The 20,859-nt window shown below is 65.8% G+C and carries 15 protein-coding genes; 3 read left to right on the top strand and 12 right to left on the bottom strand.

Features of this window, described 5'->3' with window-relative positions; translation table 11 throughout:
* Positions 1-2: 2 nt before the first annotated feature.
* Together ACOOHP_RS06875 and ACOOHP_RS06870 are read right to left on the bottom strand one after the other, a co-directional pair.
* Positions 3-920, bottom strand: a complete 918-nt coding sequence (locus ACOOHP_RS06875) for a pirin family protein (protein WP_420465716.1) — start codon at positions 918-920, stop codon at positions 3-5.
* Between the two features lie 53 nt (positions 921-973).
* Entirely contained in the window at positions 974-1,930 is a 957-nt protein-coding gene (locus tag ACOOHP_RS06870; RefSeq protein ID WP_420465715.1) for an AraC family transcriptional regulator, read from the bottom strand.
* Positions 1,931-2,101: 171 nt separating this feature from the next.
* On the opposite strand from ACOOHP_RS06870, the gene ACOOHP_RS06865 reads away from it, so the two are divergent.
* The 3 genes from ACOOHP_RS06865 (at position 2,102) to ACOOHP_RS06855 (ending at position 5,379) form a co-directional block, all read left to right on the top strand.
* Positions 2,102-3,103 (top strand): aldo/keto reductase, encoded by a 1,002-nt coding sequence (locus ACOOHP_RS06865; RefSeq protein WP_420465714.1) that lies wholly within the window; start codon positions 2,102-2,104, stop codon positions 3,101-3,103.
* A 157-nt stretch (positions 3,104-3,260) separates the two neighbouring features.
* Positions 3,261-4,691: an aldehyde dehydrogenase family protein gene (locus ACOOHP_RS06860; RefSeq protein WP_420465713.1), complete on the top strand. Its 1,431-nt coding sequence runs from the start codon at positions 3,261-3,263 to the stop codon at positions 4,689-4,691.
* 82 nt (positions 4,692-4,773) lie between these two features.
* The gene (locus ACOOHP_RS06855) at positions 4,774-5,379 is read left to right on the top strand and encodes a TetR family transcriptional regulator (protein WP_420465712.1); all 606 of its coding nucleotides are present in this window, start codon (positions 4,774-4,776) and stop codon (positions 5,377-5,379) included.
* Between the two features lie 161 nt (positions 5,380-5,540).
* On the opposite strand, the gene ACOOHP_RS06850 is transcribed toward ACOOHP_RS06855, so the two are convergent.
* The 10 genes from ACOOHP_RS06850 to ACOOHP_RS06805 all read right to left on the bottom strand — a co-directional run bounded on the left by ACOOHP_RS06850 (position 5,541) and on the right by ACOOHP_RS06805 (position 20,581).
* Entirely contained in the window at positions 5,541-6,581 is a 1,041-nt protein-coding gene (locus tag ACOOHP_RS06850) for a potassium channel family protein (RefSeq protein WP_420465711.1), read from the bottom strand.
* Positions 6,582-6,631: 50 nt separating this feature from the next.
* Entirely contained in the window at positions 6,632-7,393 is a 762-nt protein-coding gene (locus ACOOHP_RS06845) for an ABC transporter permease (RefSeq protein ID WP_420465710.1), read from the bottom strand.
* Entirely contained in the window at positions 7,390-8,316 is a 927-nt protein-coding gene (locus ACOOHP_RS06840) for an ABC transporter ATP-binding protein (RefSeq protein WP_420465709.1), read from the bottom strand. The genes ACOOHP_RS06845 and ACOOHP_RS06840 overlap by 4 nt, the downstream gene beginning before the upstream one ends.
* A 446-nt stretch (positions 8,317-8,762) precedes the next feature.
* A complete protein-coding gene (locus ACOOHP_RS06835; RefSeq protein ID WP_420465708.1) occupies positions 8,763-9,173 on the bottom strand; it encodes a PaaI family thioesterase in 411 nt (136 codons plus the stop codon).
* An 88-nt stretch (positions 9,174-9,261) separates the two neighbouring features.
* Positions 9,262-10,917 carry a 3-(methylthio)propionyl-CoA ligase gene (locus ACOOHP_RS06830; RefSeq protein ID WP_420465707.1) on the bottom strand — a complete coding sequence of 552 codons (1,656 nt, stop codon included), beginning with the start codon at positions 10,915-10,917 and terminating at the stop codon, positions 9,262-9,264.
* A 167-nt stretch (positions 10,918-11,084) separates the two neighbouring features.
* Positions 11,085-12,365: a tRNA lysidine(34) synthetase TilS gene (gene tilS, locus ACOOHP_RS06825; protein ID WP_420465706.1), complete on the bottom strand. Its 1,281-nt coding sequence runs from the start codon at positions 12,363-12,365 to the stop codon at positions 11,085-11,087.
* Positions 12,366-12,408: 43 nt separating this feature from the next.
* On the bottom strand, positions 12,409-13,371 hold the full coding sequence (locus ACOOHP_RS06820) for an acetyl-CoA carboxylase carboxyltransferase subunit alpha (RefSeq protein ID WP_420465705.1): 963 nt from the start codon (positions 13,369-13,371) through the stop codon (positions 12,409-12,411).
* Between the two features lie 13 nt (positions 13,372-13,384).
* Positions 13,385-16,999 (bottom strand): DNA polymerase III subunit alpha, encoded by a 3,615-nt coding sequence (gene dnaE / locus ACOOHP_RS06815; protein WP_420465704.1) that lies wholly within the window; start codon positions 16,997-16,999, stop codon positions 13,385-13,387.
* Positions 17,000-17,004: 5 nt separating this feature from the next.
* Positions 17,005-17,643, bottom strand: a complete 639-nt coding sequence (locus ACOOHP_RS06810; RefSeq protein ID WP_420465703.1) for a ribonuclease HII — start codon at positions 17,641-17,643, stop codon at positions 17,005-17,007.
* 121 nt (positions 17,644-17,764) lie between these two features.
* The gene (locus ACOOHP_RS06805; protein WP_420465702.1) at positions 17,765-20,581 is read right to left on the bottom strand and encodes an Ig-like domain-containing protein; all 2,817 of its coding nucleotides are present in this window, start codon (positions 20,579-20,581) and stop codon (positions 17,765-17,767) included.
* Between the last annotated feature and the right edge of the window lie 278 nt (positions 20,582-20,859).

Here is a 20,859-nt window from a genome sequence, read left to right as displayed (position 1 = left end):
GCCTACCAGGGCGGCAACGGAGCGCTCAGGCGTGCGCCGTCGTAGCCGCGCACTTCACCGAACCCGGGTGCCTCCGCGTTCCATTCACGGCAGGCGGCGCTCAACGCCGCCTTGTCGCGACCGACAAAGTTCCACCACATGAGCACCGGGTCGGCGAAGGCGCGGCCGCCGATGACCGCGAAGCGGGCGTCGGCCGAAGCGCGCACTGCAAGGCTGCTGCGCTGGCCGCCCAGATACAGCAACTCGCCAGTGTGCAGCGCCTCGCCGTCGACGCTGACCTCGCCGCCGGTGAGCAGCACCGCGTGCTCGAACTGCGAATCCAGCGGCAGCGGCGCAGTCGTCGCCTGCGGCGACCGCACGTCCAGCCCCATCACCGGCGAGTACATGCGCGCTGGCGAGCGCTGCCCCAGCGCTTCGCCCACCAGGACGGTGCAGTGCAGGCCGCCGTGTTCGACCCTGGGCAGTTCGGGATAGTGTTCGAACGCGGGTGGAATTTCGGTGGCGCCGTCGGGCAGCGCGATCCAGAACTGCAGACCGTGCATGCGCGGCGAGCGCTCCTGCGGTGATTCTTCCGAATGCGAGATGCCGCGGCCGCTGGTCATCAGGTTGAGCTGGCCGGGGCGGATCAACTGCAGGCTGCCCAGGCTGTCGCGATGCAGGATTTCGCCCTCGTACAGCCAGGTCACGGTCTGCAGTCCGATGTGGGGATGCGGGCCCACACGCATGCCCTGCCCACCGGAAATATCGACCGGGCCAAAGTGATCGAGGAAGCACCAGGGCCCGACCATGCGTCGCGCCTGGGTCGGCAGCGCACGGCGGATTTCCATGCCTTCGCCGAGGGTCTTGCTGCTGGCAGCAAAGCGCCGCATGACCGGCGGCGGCGCGGGCGCCAGACCGGCGGGAATAGGTTCTGGGTTCATCGGGCTCTCCGAAGATGGCAATGCCGCAAGTTTGCCACCCACACCGCCTTGATTCAGCCGCCCACCGCCCGCAGGCCGGAACGCGCGGTCTCGATCTCCTGGCGCGGCGGCGCACCGAACAGCCGCCGATATTCGCGGCTGAACTGGGAGGGGCTCTCGTAACCCACCCGATGCCCTGCGGCGGCGGCTTCCAGACCTTCCAACAGCATCAGGCGCCGGGCTTCCTGCAGCCGTAGTTGTTTCTGGAACTGCAGCGGCGACATCGCGGTGACGGCCTTGAAACGATGGTGCAGGGCCGAGCTGCTCATGTGCGCGACTTCGGCGAGCTCTTCGACCCGCAGGGATTCGGTGTAGCGGCGTTTGATCAGGTCGATGGCGCGGGCGATGCGCTGGGCGGTGCCGTCGATGCTGCACAGATCCAGCAGGTGCTGGCCGAGTTCGCCGGTGAGCGCGCGATAGTGGATCTCGCGCAACGCCAGCGGCGCCAGGACCGCGGCTTCCTGCGGCGTGTCCATCAGCCGCACCACGCGCAGCACCGCGTCCAGCAGCGGCGCGCTGCTGCGCGCCAGGTAGAGCGCGCGCCGGGCCGGCGCCGGGGTGGCGCTGCTTGCGCCGATCTGCTGCTGCAACTCGTGGACCACCGCCGGCTGCATCACGAAGCGCAGGCACAGGTAGGGGCGCTCCGGCGTCGCCTCGATCACCTGGCCGACCACCGGCAGGCTCATCGACACCACGAGGTAATGCAGCGCGTCATAGGTGTAGATCTCGCCCGCGAGCTGGGTCTGCTTGCGGCCCTGCACCACCACGCACAGGCTGGGCTCGTACACCGTCGGCAACGGCCGCGAAGGCTGATCGAAGCGGATCAGGTCCAGACCAGGAATGCCGCTGGCCGTCAGGCCTTCGGCACGCGCCGCGCGCATCACGCGGTCGGCCAGTTCGGCCTGCGGCGCTTCCAGCCCGATGCGCTGCGCGATGACCCGTGCAGGAGAAGTAGAAGTTGATTCCGCCATGACGTGCTCCGGGATCAGATACGGCCGGCACAGTATGCGCCGTCGTCCGGGCGCGCCCCTGCGCTTGCACCGAGTGCAGCAGGATCGGGCAAGGGTGCGCCAGTAACCTGCTAACGCCGACACGCTCCGAGGTCTAGTCTGATCGTCTGTTCCCACCCTCCGGAGTCGTTCATGACACATCCCCTTCCGCGTCGCCGCCTCGGCGCATCCGAGCTAGAGGTTTCCGCCATCGGCCTGGGCTGCATGGGCATGTCGGATTTCTACGGGCCGGCAGACGACACCCAGAATCTGGCGGTGCTCGATCGCGCGCTCGGCATCGGCATCAATTTTTTTGACACTGCCGACATGTACGGCATCAACGGCGCCAACGAGCGCCTACTGGCCAAACTGCTCAAGACCCGCCGCAAGGACGTGGTGCTGGCCACCAAATTCGGCAACGTGCGCAACGAAGCCGGCGAATTCCTGGGCATCAGCGGCCGGCCCGAGTACGTGCGCTCGGCCTGCGACGCCAGTCTCAAGCGCCTGGGCGTCGACCATATCGACCTCTATTACCAGCACCGCATCGACGATCAGGTGCCCATCGAGGAAACCGTGGGCGCGATGTCACGCCTGGTGGAAGCGGGCAAGGTGCGCTACCTGGGCCTGTCCGAAGCCTCCGGCGCCAGCGTGCGCCGCGCGGCCAGGATTCATCCCATCGCCGCGCTGCAGAGCGAGTACTCGCTGTGGACGAGAGAGGTCGAGACCGACGCCCTGCCGGTATGCCATGAGCTGGGCATCAGCTTCGTGCCCTACAGCCCGCTGGGCCGCGGCTTTCTGACCGGCGCCATCCGCAAGCCGGAAGACCTCGACGCCGCCGACTGGCGGCACAGCAATCCGCGCTTCGAGGCCGGCAATCTGGAACAGAACCTGAAACTGGTCGACGCCGTGATCGCGCTGGCCCGGGACAAGCGCTGCACCCCGGCACAGCTCGCGCTGGCCTGGCTGCTGCATCAAGCGCCCGACCTGGTACCGATTCCGGGCACCCGCAGTCTGTCGCGGCTGGAGGAGAACGCCGGCGCCACCCAGGTTGCGCTGAGCCCGGCGGATCTTCAGGCCATCCGAGACCTGATCGAATCGGCGCAGATTGTCGGCGAGCGCTACCCGGCGATGTTCATGGGCGCGCTGAATCGCTGAGCGATTTCGCGGCGGGTTTCCCTGACGGACAGCCGCGGCTTGCCCGTCAGGGACAGCATCCTTCATGGCACTGCCACGCATTTGGCATTCAGTGCCATTACACTGTCGATCCCGGTCCGCCACATCGCGCGGACTCGCCATCAACCAAGGAGTGCTCATGTCCAAGCCAACCCAGTTCTACATCGACGGCGCCTGGGTGGACCCGGTCGAATCGCGTCTGCTCGACGTCATCAACCCCGCCACCGAGGAAGTCGCCGGCCAGATCAGCCTGGGCGGTCAAGCCGACGTGGATCGCGCCGTGGCGGCCGCCAAGGCGGCGTTTCCGGCGTACTCGCAGACCACGCGTGAAGAGCGCCTGGCGCTGCTGGAAAAGATCGCCGCGGTGTACGAGCGCCGCGCCCCGGATCTGGCAACCACCGTCACCCGCGAGATGGGCGCACCCGCCGGGCTGGCCAAGCACGCACAGGCGGTGATGGGTCTGGCCCATCTCAAGCAGGCCATTGAAGTGCTCAAGACCTACGAATTCGAGGAACTGCGCGGCACCACCCTGCTCGCGCGCGAACCGATCGGCGTGTGCGGCTTCATCACCCCCTGGAACTGGCCGTTGAACCAGATCATGTGCAAGGTCGCCCCGGCGCTGGCGGTGGGTTGCACGATGGTGCTCAAGCCCAGCGAAGTGGCGCCGCTGAACGCGCTGATCGTGGCAGAGATCCTGCACGAAGCCGGCGTGCCCAAGGGCGTGTTCAACCTGGTCAACGGCGACGGCCCCGGCGTCGGCACCGCGCTGTCGACGCATCCGGATATCGACATGATGTCGTTCACCGGCTCCACCCGCGCCGGCATCCTGGTGGCGCGCAACGCTGCCGACACGGTCAAGCGGGTGTCGCAGGAACTCGGCGGCAAGTCGGCCAACGTGGTGCTGTCCGACGCGGACTTCGCCAAGGCCGCGCCCGAGGCACTCGGCGCCTGTTTCCTCAACAGCGGGCAAAGCTGCAACGCGCCGTCGCGCCTGCTGGTGCGCGCCGATCAGCAGGAGCAGATGCTGGAAGAACTGAAAAAGGCCGTGGAGGCATTTCCCACCGCCGATCCCAATGGCAAGGGCACGGTGCTCGGCCCGGTGGTGAGCAAGGTGCAGTGGGACAAGATCCAGGGCCTGATCCACACCGCCATCGCAGAAGGCGCGCGCGTCGTTGCCGGCGGCCCCGGCCTGCCCGAAGGCCTGGAGCGCGGCTATTACGTGCGCCCCACCATCTTTGCCGACGTGCGCCCCGATATGACCATCGCGCGCGAGGAAGTGTTCGGCCCGGTGCTTGCGGTCATACCCTACCAGGACGAGGAGGAGGCCATCCGCATCGCCAACGACAGCATCTATGGCCTCGGCGGCGCGGTGCAGTCGGGCAATCTGGACAACGCGCGCAAGGTGGCACGACGCATCCGCACCGGCATGGTCTGCGTCAATGGCGCGCCCCTGGATCTGGCCGCCCCCTTCGGCGGCTACAAGCAGTCCGGCAACGGTCGTGAGTGGGGCGACCACGGCTTCCAGGAGTTCCTGGAGGTCAAGGCGATCATGGGCTACGCCCAGGCCTGAGGGCGCGACGCGATGGCGAAGAGGGCGGTCGGCGCGTCCGCCCTCTTCGCAACACCACCGGCACCACAACCTGCATCAGACCATGACCGAGCAGATTCTCCGCGCCGCCGCTCCGGCCGGCCTGCGCCAGCGCAAGCAGGTGCGTACCCGCGAGGCCCTGATTGCGGTAGGCATGCGCCTGTTCGTGGAACGCGGCTTCGATGAGGTGACGGTCGACGAAATCGCCGCGGCCGCAGACATCTCGCGGCGCTCGTTTTTTCGCTATTTCGAAACCAAGGGCGACCTCGTCCTCGGCTGGACCCGCGAGCTGCAGGAGACGCTGGTGGCCGCACTGTTGGCGCGACCACGCGCAGAACCGCCCTTGCAGTCGATGCATCAAGCGTTTCTGCGGATGGTTGCCGAGGTCGATCCGCGGCGTGAGCAGACCTACCGGTTCGCCTATCTGATCCATCGCACGCCGAGCTTGCGCGGGCACTCCCTGCAGAAACACGCCGAGTGGGAGGACGCGCTGGCACAGGCGCTGACCACCCGACTACCGAAAACCGCCGCAGGCCTTCTGCGCGCGCGGCTCACCGCCCGTATCGGTGTGGCCGCGTTTCGCACGGCGATGGACGCCTGGCTGGAAGAGGCGGGCAAAACCCCGCTCGCGAAGCTGCTGGATCGCAGCTTTGCGTGCCTGCCGGACTGAACACCGCGACCGGCGGCTCGGAGCGTGTGAATCTTTCTGCTGCGCTCGGCATCTCGGGTTTCGGCGGTGCTCGCAGTCCTCATGTACGTCAGTACATTCCGGTTGCTGCGCTCCGGCGAAACCCGACCTGCCTTCGCTCGCGACGAAATCTTCACAAGCTCTCAGTCGGCCAGGTCCGGGTTCGGCACGATGGTCAGCAGCACGTCACCGATCTGGATCACGGTCTTGTCGCCTTCCCAGAACCCGATCGGCTCGCCCTGGCGATACACGCGCACCACCAGCTCGGAATCCAGATCGCGCATGCGCCGCCCGACGTCGGTCGGGCCAGCGACACGCTCCTGCAGCGAGATGCGCCCGGACGAAGTGAGCATGTCGGACACATAGGCATTGAGGTAACGCGTCCGCACCGCATCGGCCATCAGATAGCCGCCGACCTGCGAAGGCAGCACGGTGGTGTCGGCGCCGGCCTGGCGCACCAGCTTGAGATTTTCGAACTCGCGCACGCTGCTGATGACGCGCACGCCCGGATGCAGATGGCGCGCGGTCAGGGTGGCAAGCACCGCGGTGTCGTCGCGGCCCACGCAGATCAACACGGCGCTGGCCTTGTCGACGCGCGCCTCGGCCAGATCCGCCTCGCGCGTCGCGTCGCCTTGCAGCGCGATGTGACCGGCGTCGGCGGCGCGCTGCACCGCGCGCGGGTCGAGGTCGATCACCACTGCGTCGCCGTCGCAGGCGACGATCTCCTTGGCGGCGCTCTGTCCGCTGTGACCGTAGCCGCAGATGATGACGTGATCCTTCAACCCGCTTTGCATGCGCTTCATCCGCCAGCCCTCGATCCATTTCTGCAACAACAGCTCGTACGCGGTGCCCAGAAACACCAGCCACACGAACAGCCGCACCGGCGTGACCAGAACAGCATCGATCAGGCGTGCGCGATCAGTCACCGGCACTACGTCGCCGTAGCCGACCGTGGTCACGGTCACCGCGGTGAAATACACCACGTCCGAAAAACTGATATGGCCATCCAGGTGATCCTTGAGCCCGGCGCGATCCCACCACAGCACCGCGGTGAGCAAAACCAGCACGCCCAGAATCAGCAGCACCCGCGTGCCCAGAATACGTGCGGGCGAACGCGGTGTGCGCCGGAACAACCGGGTCCCGGAGTGCGGTGCAGTTCGTTTCCGGCGGATCGGTAGTGCCATGAGCGACTCGGGCCCTCAGTGGAAGATGACGAGCACCTGGATCGCCGATATCAGGTTTTCAGGCGATAACCGGTGCGGAACATCCAGCCCACCACCGCAATGCACAGCGCCAGGAACGCGAGCATGACGCCGATACAGACGGCGACGTTGACGTCGGCCACGCCGAAGAAGCTCCAGCGAAATCCGTTGACCAGGTACACCACCGGGTTGAACAGGCTCAGGGTCTGCCACATCGGTGGCAGCATGTTGATGGAATAGAAACTGCCGCCAAGAAACGTCAGTGGGGTGACGATCATCAGCGGAATGATCTGCAGCTTCTCGAAATTATCCGCCCAGATGCCGATGATGAAACCGAACAGGCTGAAGCTGACCGCGGTCAGCACCAGGAAGAACGCCATCCACAGCGGATGCGCGACGTCGTAGTCCACGAACAGTCTGGCGGTGATCAGGATCAGAAGGCCCAGGATGATCGACTTGGTCGCCGCGGCGCCGACGTAGCCGATCAGAATCTCGAAGTAGTTCACCGGCGCCGACAGCAGCTCGTAGATGGTTCCGGTCCACTTGGGCATGTAGATGCCGAACGAGGCATTGGAAATGCTCTCATTGAGCAGCGACAGCATGATCAGACCGGGGATGATGAAAGCGCCGTAACTGACGCCGTCGATGTCGCCCATGCGCGAGCCGATGGCAGCACCGAAGACGACGAAGTACAGCGAGGTCGAGATCACCGGCGAGGCCAAGCTTTGCAGCAGGGTGCGAAAGGTACGTGCCATTTCGTAACGGTAGATGGCGCGAATGGCGTAGAGGTTCATGCGCGGGCCCGGACCAGATTGACGAAAATGTCTTCCAGCGAGCTTTCGCTGGAGCGCAGCTCGCGAAAATCGATGCCCTGCTCGTGCAGATGTCTGAGCAACTGCGCGATGCCGGTTTCCTCGGCCTGCGCGTCGAAGGTGTAGACCAGCGACTGGCCGTCGGCGCCAAGTTCCAGCGCCTCCCCAGCCAGGTTGGCGGGAATCTCGGCGAGCGGCTGCTTGAGCTGCAGGGTGAGCTGCTTCTTGCCGAGCTTGTGCATCAGGGTCGCCTTGTCCTCCACCAGGATCAGCTCGCCGTGATTGATCACGCCGATCCGATCCGCCATCTCCTCGGCCTCCTCGATGTAGTGCGTGGTCAGGATGATGGTCACCCCGCCTGCGCGCAGTTGCCGTACGACGTTCCACATGTCGCGGCGCAGTTCCACGTCGACACCGGCGGTGGGCTCGTCCAGAAACAGGATCTGTGGCTCATGTACCAGCGCCTTGGCGATCATGACGCGCCGCTTCATACCGCCGGACAGGGACTTGATCGGCGACTTGCGCTTGTCCCAAAGCGACAGATCGCGCAGCACCTTCTCCACCAGCGCAGGGTTGGACGGCTTGCCGAACAGGCCGCGACTGAAATTCGCGGTATCCCACACGGTCTCGAAGGCCTCCACGCTCAATTCCTGCGGCACCAAGCCGATCTTGGCCCTGGCGGCGCGGTAGTCGCGCGCGATGTCGTGGCCGTCGGCGGTGACCGTGCCACTGCTCGGGTTGACGATGCCGCAAACGACGCCGATCAGCGTGGTCTTGCCGGCACCGTTGGGTCCCAGCAGCGCAAAGATTTCGCCGCGGCGGATTTCCAGGTTCACCCCCTTGAGTGCCTGGAAGCCCGAGGCGTAAGTCTTGGTGAGGTCTCGAATCGAAATGATGGAGGACACGCGTAACTTGGCTCCGCAATCGGTACGCCCGGGCGCCGACACCCGGTTGGCGGCGGTTGGATGGGGTGGGAGCCGATCCGCTCTCGGGCGCCTCGGCTGGGGTGGAAGCCTAAAGCAAGCGGCGGCCGGCGGCTTGCCTTGCGCGACGAGGGCGCCTACCTTGAGCCTGCGACTCAGCAGCCCGCCGCGAGCCATCGCCAGTCAGTACCCGACCATGAGCGACTCCCGCCAAAATCTTCCACGCAAGCCTCCGCGCCACCGTGCGAGCGAACCGGCTTCGACACCGACGCCGGAAGCCGCGCCGTCGAATGCCGCCGAGGCGCCCGCGGTCGCGGCAACAAAATCCAAGCTCGCTGCAGAATCCGTCAGCTCCGGAGAAGCGTTCTGGAAGGCCGCCGGCGTTTTTCATCGCCTGCGCTGAGGCTACCGCCTGATCGCGCGGTGATTCAGCGGGCAGATTTCAGGATCGACTTGGTCACCGAGGCCCGCGCCAGCACCTCGCCGGCACAACTGACCTCCACCTGAATGAAAGCCAGGGAGCGTCCCATCCGCAACACGCGTCCCTCGAACCTCGCCCGCTGACCGCGCATGCCGGCGCGCATCATCGACACGTGGAGGTCGTGGGTAACCGCAAAATGTCCTTCCGGCAATCGCGTCAACGCCGCCGACAGCGCGGCCAGATCGGCCAGGGCGTACACCACGCCGCCGTGGAACATGTCGGCGGTGTTCACCGTGTCGGGCCCGATGTCCACTTCGAACCAGGCGGTTCCATCCGCGGTTTCGATCTCGCGCAGGCCCATTGCCCGGTGCAAGGGGTGTTGCAGCAGATAGGGCAGAAACTGTTCCAGCGGACTCATCGTTCGCTCCATCGACTCGCGTGCACGCGCCAGCGCGGACACAAAAAAGCCGTGGCGCGTCGACGCGCCACGGCCACGGGATCGATCCTCAGGCAGTCGGCAGCTTGTAATCCTTGAAGTGCTCGCGCAGCTTGTTCTTCTGTACCTTGCCGGTGGCACCCAAGGGCAGCGCGTCAATGAACTGCACATCGTCGGGCATCCAGAATTTGGCGATCTTGCCGTCGAAGAACTTCAGCAATTCCGCCGCCGACACCTCCTGACCGGGCTTCTTGACGGCGATCAGCAGCGGCCGCTCGTCCCACTTCGGATGCGCCACGCCGATCACCGCCGCCATCGCCACCGCGGGATGCGCCATCGCCAGGTTTTCCAGGTCGATGGAACTGATCCACTCGCCGCCGGACTTGATGACGTCCTTGGAGCGATCGGTGATCGTCAGATAGCCGTCGGGGTCCAGAGTGCCGACATCGCCGGTGGGGAACCAACCGTCCACCAACGGACTGTGATCGAGCCGGTAGTAGCTTTGAATGATCCACGGCCCGCGCACCAGCAGATCGCCGGAAGTCTTGCCGTCGCGTGGCAGCTCCTCGCCATCGCCGTCGACGATCTTCAGATCGACGCCGTAGATGGCCCGGCCCTGGTTGGTCTCGATCCTGAATTTCTCTTCGTCCGACAGCGGATCGTGCTTGGCCTTGAGCGTGTTGAAGGTGCCCAGCGGCGACATTTCGGTCATGCCCCAGGCCTGATGGATCTTGATGCCCTGCTCTTCCATGTACGCCTTGGTCAACGCTGGCGGCACGGCCGAACCACCGCAGACCATGCGCCTGACCGTGGACAGCTTCTTCTTGCTGGCCTGCAGGTATTGCAAAACGCCCAGCCACACCGTCGGCACGCCGGCGCTCAGGGTGACTTTTTCGCGCTCGAACAGGTCCACCACGCTGGCGCCGTCCAATCCCGCACCCGGGAAGACCAGCTTGGCGCCTACCATCGGCCCGGTGTAGGCGATGCCCCAGGCGTTGACGTGGAACATCGGCACCACCGGCAGCACCACCTCGCGGTTCGACAGATTGAACACGTCCGGCTGGATACTGGCCATGGCGTGCAGCAGGGTCGAGCGGTGCGAATACAGCACGCCCTTGGGATTGCCGGTGGTGCCCGAGGTGTAGCACAGGCAAGCGGCGGAACGCTCGTCGAACTCCGGCCACGCGTAGACGTCGGATGCAGGCTCGATCAGGTCCTCGTAGCACAGCAGATGGTCGACCTTGATCGCCGGCATATGCTTGCGATCGGTCATCGCCACCCAGGCCTTCACGCCGGGGCAGTGCTCGGCAATCTTTTCCACCACCGGCGCAAAGGTGATGTCGAAGAACAGCACCTGATCCTCGGCGTGATTGACGATCCACGCCACCTGTTCCGGATGGAGGCGCGGGTTGATGGTGTGCATCACCGCGCCCATGCCGGAGATCGCGTAATACAGCTCGAAATGGCGGTAACCGTTCCAGGCCAGGGTGGCAACGCGATCGCCGAACGCGATGCCCTGGTCCTTGAGCACATTGGCCAGCTTTCGCGAGCGCGTGTGCGCTTCGCGATAGGTATAGCGGTGCAGGCCGTCCTTGATGCTGCCGCCGTTGTCCGCTGTGGGGCCTTCCACCGCACGCGACACAATCTCGGTATCCCCGTGATAGCGGTCCGCGTGGACGATCAGGGACGAAATAGTCAACGGCATATCCATCATCTGGCCCAGCATGAGTCGCTCCTCTTATCTGATTCTGTTTGGGATACCACAAGATTGCGGAAGATACCGGCACACCGCGCACAAACCAACCACCGGGTTGGGCAGGTGCTGGAGGTCTGTCATTTCGCAACCTGGGTGCGACCTGGTACTACACTTCTGTAATTGGGGCCCGGGTGAAACTACCGCGCGGCGCCCGGCAATCGACACAGCCAGCGCGGCTCAGCACCGCGGAAATCTGCGCTCGGCCCGATGCCGCCGATCCACACCGCGCTGCCAGCGCATTCCAGCACCGGCGTTCGCTCTCGCACCCAGGTCGGGACACCGCGTTCCTGGAACAAATTTTTGAGGCTGCGTCGGTGGCTTGCGCCGAGCGGCCGGAATCGCTCACCCGGCCGCGGCATGCGCAACACGCCCGCAGGGCTGCCGCCTGGGCCCGCAACGACCCGCCCGCTGGCGCCAGGCAAAAGCACCTCGGTACGCCCGTCCCAGGCCAGCGACGCCGACATCGGTGGCTCCAGCGTGGGCATGGCGTAGAGGCGATCACGATAGCGACGCAAGTCGGCGCCGGGCCAGGCGACGACCGGATCGGCATCGGCGCGCGCGCTCAGCATCTCGGCGTCCACCCGCTCCAGGCTGTGCTGAAACGGCGCGGGCAAGCCCTGCTGGTCGATCCAGCAGCGCAAGGCGTTGCGGCGGCGTGCGGCAGTCATCCGTCGCAGGGCGGCAACCGACAGCGCGTGATCGACGTCGGCGCGCAGGCCGGCCAAGTCGGCCAGGCCGAGTTCCTGCAGCAGCTCCGATGCCTCCGCCATGCGCTCGGCGGTGCGCCCCAGCGTTTTGATCAGGCCCGGCCACTGCTCGCGCAGTACCGGCAGGCCGGTCTTGCGCAGGCGGCTGCGGGCGTAAGCGGGATCGGCGTTATGCGGATCCTCGATCCAGCTCAGGCCGTGTGCCGCCGCGTATGCGCGCAGCGCAGCACGCGGGGTCTGCAGCAAGGGCCGCCACAGAAACCCTGGCGCAAACTCGCTCCACACCGGCATCGCCGCCAGACCGCGCACCCCACTGCCGCGGCACAGGTTGAGCAACAGGGTTTCGGCCTGATCGTCTGCGTGTTGAGCCGTCACCAGTACCTCGCCCGGCCGCAGCTGCGCGGCCAGGGCGACGTAGCGCGCAGTGCGCGCCGCCGCTTCCGGCCCCTGTCCGGTGTTTTCAACCTTCACCCGCAGAATCTGCACCGGTACGCCCTGGGTCTTTCCGCACGCCAGGCAATGCGCCGCCCAATCCTCCGCCGCCGCCTGCAGGCCGTGATGGACATGCAGGGCGCGCAGACGTCCGGGCGGCGTCCGGCCGCGCAGCAGGTGCAGGAGCACGGTGGAATCCAGGCCACCGCTGTAAGCGACCGCCAGCGCCGAGGTGTGCGCCGCCGCCGGCCCTAGCAGGTTCAAGGATTCGGCGGCCACGACGCGATGTCCTTGCCGCCCGACCGCGCGGGAGATGCCCGGCTCAGTGCCGGACTTCGAACGCCCCGTAGCTCATCAGGCGATCGTAGCGAGTGCTCAACAACTGCGAGATCGGCACGCGCCGCAGGCGCTCCAGATTCGCCACCAGGCGCTGCTTGACGGCCGCCATCATGCCGGCCACGTCGCGATGGGCGCCGCCCAGGGGTTCGGGGATGATCTCGTCAACCAGCTTGTGTTCAATCAGATCCTTGGAGGTGATTTTCATCGCCTCCGCCGCCTCCTTGGCGCGCGAGGCGGACTTGAACAGGATCGATGCGCAGCCCTCGGGCGAAATCACCGAATAGATTCCGTATTGCGAGATCATCAGGTGATCGGCCACGCCGATGGCCAGCGCGCCGCCAGAGCCGCCCTCGCCGATCACTGCGGCCAGCACCGGCGTGCGCAGCCGCGCCAGTTCGAACAGATTGCGCGCGATGGCCTCCGACTGATTGCGCTCTTCGGCGCTGATGCCGGGGTAGGCACCGGGCGTATCAATGAAGGTGACGATCGGCAGGTTGAAGCGCTCCGCCATCTTCATCAGTCGCAAGGCTTTGCGATAACCCTCCGGCATCGGCATGCCGAAATTGCGCAGCACGCGCTCCTTGGCATCGCGACCCTTCTGCTGGCCGATGATCATCACCGCGCGGCCGTCCAGCCGTCCCAGGCCGCCGATGATGGAGGGATCGTCCTTGAAGTGACGATCACCGTGCAGTTCCTCGAACTCGGTGAACAGGGTCTTGATGTAATCCATTGCGTACGGCCGCTGCGGATGCCGCGCGAGCTGGGCGATCTGCCAGGCGTTGAGATTGCTGAAAATCTGCCGGGTCAGCTCCTGGCTCTTGGCCTCCAGCCGTGAAATCTCCTCGGTGAGATTCACCTCGCTGCCGGCGGTGGCGTAGCGCAGCTCCTCGATCTTCTGCTGCAGGTCGGCGATCGGTTGTTCGAAATCGAGGTAGTTGAGATTCATGCTCGGGCAAGCCTTATTCGTCGTCGTAACTCGGCACGAAGCTGCGCGTGCCGCGCCGCTCGGTCAGGGGCGCGGTGTAGCGCCTGAACTCCAATTCTACGCAGTCCGCGCCGACAAGCTGGCGCAGCGCGATCACGCCGCGCTCATCCGGCCGGATCGACCAGTCCGCAGGAAGATCCAGCACCGCACGCCCGGCATCGCAGTGCAGGTACACACACAGGCTGGCCCCGTCGGGCTGGCGCAGCGGCTCCAGCAGCTTGCGCAGGATCGCGACTTTGTCCGCCGGCTGACGCCAGTCCAGTTTCACGCGCGCCAAGTACTGTTGGTAGATGCCGTCCAGCCCCAGAAACTCGGGCGCGTACAAACGCGGCTCCGACTCGCGGCCGTCGCGCCCGGGCGACAGACCGATTTCAGCCATCACGAATACCAACTGGTCCGGCTTGAGCAAGGCCTGGAAACGCTGATAGGGCTCGATGTCGATCCAGCACGAAATCTGAGTGCCCATGTCGTCCAGGGTCACCTTGTAGCTGGCGCGCGCGGCGCGGCCGTCGCCGTCAGCGCGACCCTTGAAGTAGCGCAGGTCGGTCACCCAGGCCGCGAACAGAACCTTGGCACGCGGCTGCCAAGCGGGCCTGCCATCTCCGGCGGCGATCGGCGGCGCCTGCGCGTGCGCGGCAATCAGCTCACGCAGGCGGCCGCTGCAGACCGCGTCGATGATCGGGTGATAGGCCTCGATCGGGTGCCCGGACAGGTAATAGCCCAGGGTCTGGCGCTCGAACTCCAGGCGCTCGCGCTGCGGCAGTTCCGGCACCACATCGGCTTCGATCTGTACCGGACCTGCGCTCGGTCCAGCGCCCATGCCGAACAGGTCATCCTGTCCGGTATCGGCGCGATGCATGGCGGCCTCGGCCACCGCCAGCGCCTTGGGCAGATTGGCCAGCAGCGAGGCGCGGTTGAGCCCGAAAGCATCCAGCGCGCCGGAGTGGATCAGGGCTTCGAGCACCCGCTTGTTGGCGCGCCGAAGATCGATCCGGGTGCAGAAATCGAACAGGTCGCGGAACGGCCCGTTGGAGCGGCGCTCTGCGACGACGCCCGCCAACACGCCCTCGCCCACGCCCTTGATCGCACCCAGGCCGTAAACGATCTCGCCCGGCCCGCTGCCGTGGCGGGTCACGGTGAAGCGGTAGTCGCCGCGGTTGATGTCGGGCGGGTGCACCGGCAACTTCATGCGCCGGCACTCGGCCAGCATGGCCACCACGGTGTCGGTATGGTCCATGTCGCAACTCATGACCGCGGCCATGAACTCCGCCGGGTAGTGCGTCTTCAGCCATGCAGTCTGGTAACTCACCAGCGCGTAGGCGGCGGCGTGCGATTTGTTGAAACCGTAGTTGGCGAATTTCTCCATCAGATCGAACACCGCGGTGGCGGTATGTTCGTGAATGCCCTTGGCCTGGGCGCCTTGGGTGAAGATGGCGCGCTGCTGCGCCATCTCGTCGGCTTTCTTCTTGCCCATCGCGCGGCGCAGCAGGTCGGCACCACCCAGCGAGTAGCCGGCCAGGCGCTGCGACATCTGCATCACCTGTTCCTGGTAGACGAAAATGCCATAGGTCGGTTGCAGCACCGCTTCCATGTCCGGATGCAGATACACCACCTCCGAATCGCCGCGCTTGCGTGCGCAGTATTCCGGAATCAGCTCCATCGGACCGGGCCGGTACAGCGACACCAGCGCGATGATGTCCTCGAAGGTATCGGGCTTGAGATCGCGCGATGCGCGCTGCATGCCCGGCGATTCCATCTGGAACACCGCAGCGGTGTCGCCGCTGGCGTAGAGCGCGTAGGTTTCGGCGTCGTCCAGCGGCAGCTTGAGTACGTCCAGGTGCCGGCCCTGGCTGCCGCGGATGGTGTCGAGCGCGGTCTGGATGATGGTCAGCGTTTTCAGACCGAGGAAGTCGAACTTCACCAGCCCGATGTTCTCGATGTCCTTCATGTCGAACTGGCTGCGCAGGCCCGCGCCCCCGGGTTCGCAGAACAGCGGGGCATACTCGGTGAGCGGCTGCGGGGCGATCACCACGCCACCGGCGTGCACGCCGACGCCGCGGGTCAGGCCTTCGAGCTCCAGCGCCAGATCCAGCACCGCGCGGGTGTCCTCCTCTTCGGCGTGCGCCTGTTTGAGCTCCGGCACTTCCTCGACCGCGTCGGCCAGGGTGGCACCCGGCGTGCCCGGGATCAGCTTGGCCAGGCGGTCACCGAAACCGTAGCCGTGACCCATGATGCGGCAAACATCGCGCACGACGCCGCGCGCCGCCATGGTGGAGTAGGTGATGATCTGGCCGACCCGGTCACGCCCGTATTTCTGCGAGACGTACTCGATCACGCGATCGCGATTGTCCATGCAGAAGTCGACATCGAAGTCCGGCATGGAGACGCGGTCCGGATTGAGAAACCGCTCGAACAGCAGGTTGTACGGCAACGGATCGAGATCGGTGATGCCGATGGAATATGCCACCAGCGACCCCGCCCCGGAGCCGCGCCCCGGTCCCACCGGACAGCCATTGGACTTGGCCCAGCGGATGAAGTCGGACACCACCAGAAAGTATCCGGGGAACTGCATCTTTTCGATGATCGCCAGCTCGTAATCCAGCCGCTCGCGGTAGATCGATTCCGAGGGAGGCCCCGGCTGCGTCGGGGAAGTTTCCGTCAGCCGTCGCGTCAGGCCCTCGTGCGCGACAGCGCGCAGGTAGGTATCGGCGGTGTAGCCGTCGGGAACGGGGAATACCGGCAGGTGATAGGTACCGAACTTCAGACTGAGCGTGCACCGCCGCGCAATCTCCAGGGTATTGGCGATCGCCTCCGGCAGATCGTGGAAACGCTCGATCATCTCCTGCGGAGATTTCAGATACTGCTCTTCGGTGTACTCGCGCGGCCGCTTGTCGTCGGCCAGTACCCGGCCTTGCGCAATACACACGCGTGCTTCGTGGGCGGCGAAATCCTCGCGCCGCAGAAAGCGCACGTCGTTGGTGGCCACCAGCGGCACGTCGCAGCGACGCGCCAGCGCCGAGGCGGCCTGCACCCAGTCTTCGTCGCCTGGCCGGTCGCAGCGGGAGACCTCCAGATACAGCCGGTCCGGAAAGATCTGCTGCAGGTCGCGCAGTGCTTCGAGCGTCGCCTCGACGTTGGATTGCGCTGCGGCGCGAAACACCGCGCCGTCGCGGCCGGTCAATGCGATCAACCCTTGTGCGCATTCCTGCAGCCATGCGCGCTCGATCAACGGCTGCCCACTGCCCTGTCCGTCGGTGTAGCCCTGCGAGATCAGGCGCGTAAGATTGCGGTAGCCGGCCTCGTTCTGCACCAGCAGGGTCAGGCGCTCGGGCGGCTCGCCTTTCTGGCCTTCGGTCAGCCGCAGGTCGCAACCGACCACCGGCTTGATGCCGGCGGCCTCGGACGACTTGTAGAACTTGACCATCGCGAACAGGTTCATGCGGTCCGTCAGCGCGATCGCTGGCATGCCCAGTCGTGCCGCATGCGTCGCCAGCGTGGCGCCCTCCACGCCCTTGCGCTTGGGGGGCTCCACCCGCACCAGCCCGTCGGTGATCGAATACTCGGTATGCAGACGCAGGTGAACGAACATCGGGCCTAGGACGCCGTGAGACGGGAGACCGCAAGCGAGGCGGCGCGACAGGGCGAAAAGCTCATGCGGTGCAGGGCGCATGGCCCCAGCTTGTGCAAGGCGGCCAGATGCATGGGCGTGCCATAACCCTTGTGCTGCGCCAGGCCGTAACCGGGATAGAGCGCATCCAGGCGGACCATCTCCTGGTCTCGCGCCACCTTGGCGAGTATCGACGCCGCCATGATCGCGGGCTCAAACGCGTCGCCACCGACGACCATCTGCGCGGGCACCGGCAGGCCCGGATCGGCACTGCCATCCACCCGGCATAGCGACGGTCGCGGCTCCAGGGCCTGTACCGCTCTGCGCATCGCCAGGAACGTGGCCTGCAGGATATTGATGCAGTCGATCTCTTCGACTTCGGCTCGTCCGACGGCCCAGGCCCGTGCCACATCGCGAATCCGTGGCGCAATCTGCTCGCGTCGGACCGCGCTGAGCTGCTTGGAATCGCGCAGACCCTGGACGTCGTTTCCCGGCCTAAAGATCACCGCCGCTGCATAGACCGGCCCAGCCAGGCAGCCGCGACCGACTTCATCCACGCCGGCCACCATCACTGCCTCCCCAGCCGACGAACTCACCGAAAGATCCGCCCCGTGCATTCGCCACATTTTAGCCGCACGCGGCAGCGCCGTGACCGTCGACGAGTCGAGCAATAAAAAGGGGCTCCCGAAGGAGCCCCTGAAAAACCGCTGATGACCTGACGATAAAACCCAGGCCCGAGACGCCAACCTAGTTTGGCAGCGATGTCGTCGAACAGGCGCGGAACACCTCGGCAGTGCTGAGATCGTTCTGCAAGCCGGCCGACAGCAGACCCTGGAAGGTCAACCGCAGCGAATCGTACGGCTGCGTCGCATTGACCGTCAGTACCGCCAGCTCGGCGTCACCGGTCAGAGACAGACCCAGCAAGTCCGCACGCAGGGGGATCTCCGTGTCGCTGCTCTGCTGTACTTCACCGTCCAAAAGCGTCTCGACTTCGAACTCCGCCAGCAGCTCGGCCAGCAGCACGCGTCCGACCGGGCGACCGATGACGAAGCCCGGGTTGTCCCCGGACACCGGCATGATGTTCGGCGCCAGCGGCGGCTTGGTCACCGTGACGCTGACCGAACCCAGCAGGTTCAGGGTCGTCGCCATGGTGCCCGCCGTGTTCGGCAGATCGTCGATCACGTTTTCGAGGTTGCTGGTGCTGCACAGCAGGCACAGCCCGCCCGTATCGCCTTCGATGGTGGCACCGTCAGCCGAACGGAACGGCGTTTCGCAGACGTTGCCGACCACGGTCACGCTGCCCACGGCCGTGTTGTTGACGTCGATATCGGGGTACACGACCGGATCCAGCGTTGCCCGAATCACGGCCGGCGTGGTGGTCGGCGAAATACCCGTGACCAGACCCAGGGGGCTGACCGTGGCGTTGGTCGGGTCTTCGCTTTCCCAGATCAGGTCGGCGTCGGGAATGGGCGCTTCATCGCCGTTCTCGAACACACCGATCGCTTCCAAGCCGCGCGTGGCGTCAACCGCCACGATGGAGGTCGACGGTTCGATGCGGTCGATGCCGACCAGCGGTGAAGCGGGCGGCGAGAATTCTGCCGTGCCGCAAGCCTGGAACACCTGCACTTCCGACAGCACCGAAGCCACACCCGAGTTGAAGCTGAGCTCGATGGCGTCATAAGGCACCGAGGTGCGGATGCCGACCAGCGCAGTCTCGGTCTCGCCGCCGCCCAGCAGCTCCAGGCCCAGCAGTTCGACGCGCAGGGCGACACCGTCGCTGCTGTCTTCCTGCACCACACCGTCCAGCAAGGTGCGCACCTGTACCTGCGAAGTCACTTCTGCCAGCAGTAGGGTGCCGGCGGGCTTGCCGATGATGAAGCCAGCGTTGTTGCCGCCCTCGAACGTGGTCAGCGAGCGGACGCGCGCGCCGGCACTGTTGCCGAGCAGACCTACCGGCACATTGAGCGTGCCGAAGTTGTCATCGTTGAGGTCGATGATGTTCTCACCGTCCTCCAGGCTGCACAGCACGCACAACGGCGTGAGCTGCGGAGTGATCACAGCGCCGTCCGCCGCACGCAGCGGAATGGTGCAGACACCGTCGTTCACCACCAGCAGCGCGCTGGCGGTCTCGCCGGTTTCCGTGCGGGTGGCGGTGATGTTGACGCGACCTTCGACCAGACCGGTGGCGCGCCCATCGGCGTCGATGGTGGCGATATCGGGGTCGCTGCTGCTCCACATGATCTCGTCATTGGGGAACACTGCCTCGTTGCCGTCGGAGAGACTGGCGATGGCGGTAAACACCCGCGAGCGACCCACAGCCACGCCGGCCGGATTCGGCTCGACGCGGTCCAGCGCCACGATCTCGGCGTCGGTCACGGTGAGCGTGGTCTGACCGGTGATGTCGCCGTTGGTGGCGCTGATCACGGCGGTACCGACGCTCAGGCCGGATGCCAGCGTGGTGGTCGCAGGGCCGGCAACCACGGTCGCGTTGGTGGTGTTGTCCGAGTTCCAGGTCACCGAGATCGGGCTGCTGGCGCCATTGGTCAGCACACCGTCGGCAAACAGGGTGACGTTGGCACCTACCGGGACCGTCGGATTCGGCGGGGTGATCTCGATTCGATCCAGCACCGGCGCCGTGACATTGAACGTCGCGCTGTCGCTGACGCCGTTGGCAGCGGTAGCGGTCACCAGCGTGGACCCGATCATCTGGCCAGTGGCAACGCCGTTCTGCGCGTCGATGATGGCGACGTCGGAGTTGGCCGTCGACCAGGTCACGGTCGCCGGCATGGTGGTGGTTCCGCCACCGCCCGGTGCAGTCGAGAACGTGCCGGTGGCGACAAACTGCTGCGGACGTCCAACCGGCTGCGTTGCCGGATCAGGCGTGACCTGCAGCGACAAGAGGATCGGTTCGAACGGCCCCACGGTGAGCGTGGTGGTGGCCGACACCGGGTCGCCGTCCGCGTTGACGGTGGAAGCGGTTATGGTGCTTCCGCCCTGGCTTACGCCCGTGGCCGTGGTCGACGGTCCGGTGGCGGGCGCCAGCGTGGCGACGCCGGTGTTGCTGGAACTCCAATTTACCGAAACCGGACCGGTTTCTCCGTCGGAGAACGTGCCGATCGCACTCAGCACCACGGTGTTGCCAAGCGACACGGTGGGATTGGCGGGGGTAATGGCAATGGATTCGACGACCGCGTCGCCGACGTTCAAGGTTGCCGGGGTCGAACTGACGCCGTCGATGGTGGCGGTGACCTGGGTGGAACCGGGACTGACGCCGGTCGCCACGCCATTCTGATCGATGGTGGCGATCGAGGTATTGCCGACCGCCCATTGAACGCCGTCTTCGATCGGGCGCTGCTCGGTCGGGGTGGCGGAGCCTGGTGGCAAGGTGTACTCGCCGACGGCAGTGAACTGGACCGTGCGCCCGATCGGCGTCGATGCAGTGCTGGGCTGAACGGTGACGGCCTGAAGTATCTGCGTGAAGGTTGGACTCTTGATGCTGTCCCCCCCGCAGCCCGCGATGAACAAGGCGGCCAGGACCGCCCAAAGAATTCCGAAATGCCTCATCACCACTCTCCCTTTGCAAAGGTCAATGCAGTACGCCGCTCACACGGAGTCTGAGCCTCTCCGTGTGTTCGCATTGAATCATAATCGCATCCGCGTGCGAAAAGCTTCAACTTTCTGCAGAAATTTTTCCCGGCCGCCGTGCCCGCGGCCCGCTGGGACCGCCGACCCACACCTCAGTAGTCCCTCTGCGTGCCCCTTGCTCGGGACCCGTGACCGGGGCCGCGGGTCGACACCCTCGCACCTCGCGGTGCCGACCCTTCGCTGGTGCGGGCCGGAGG

The sequence above is a fragment of the Panacagrimonas sp. genome (genome assembly GCF_965216805.1).
Lineage (GTDB): Bacteria > Pseudomonadota > Gammaproteobacteria > Nevskiales > Nevskiaceae > Panacagrimonas.
The sequence above is the reverse complement of the archived record's forward strand: the minus strand, read 5'-3'. Positions and strand labels throughout refer to the sequence as shown.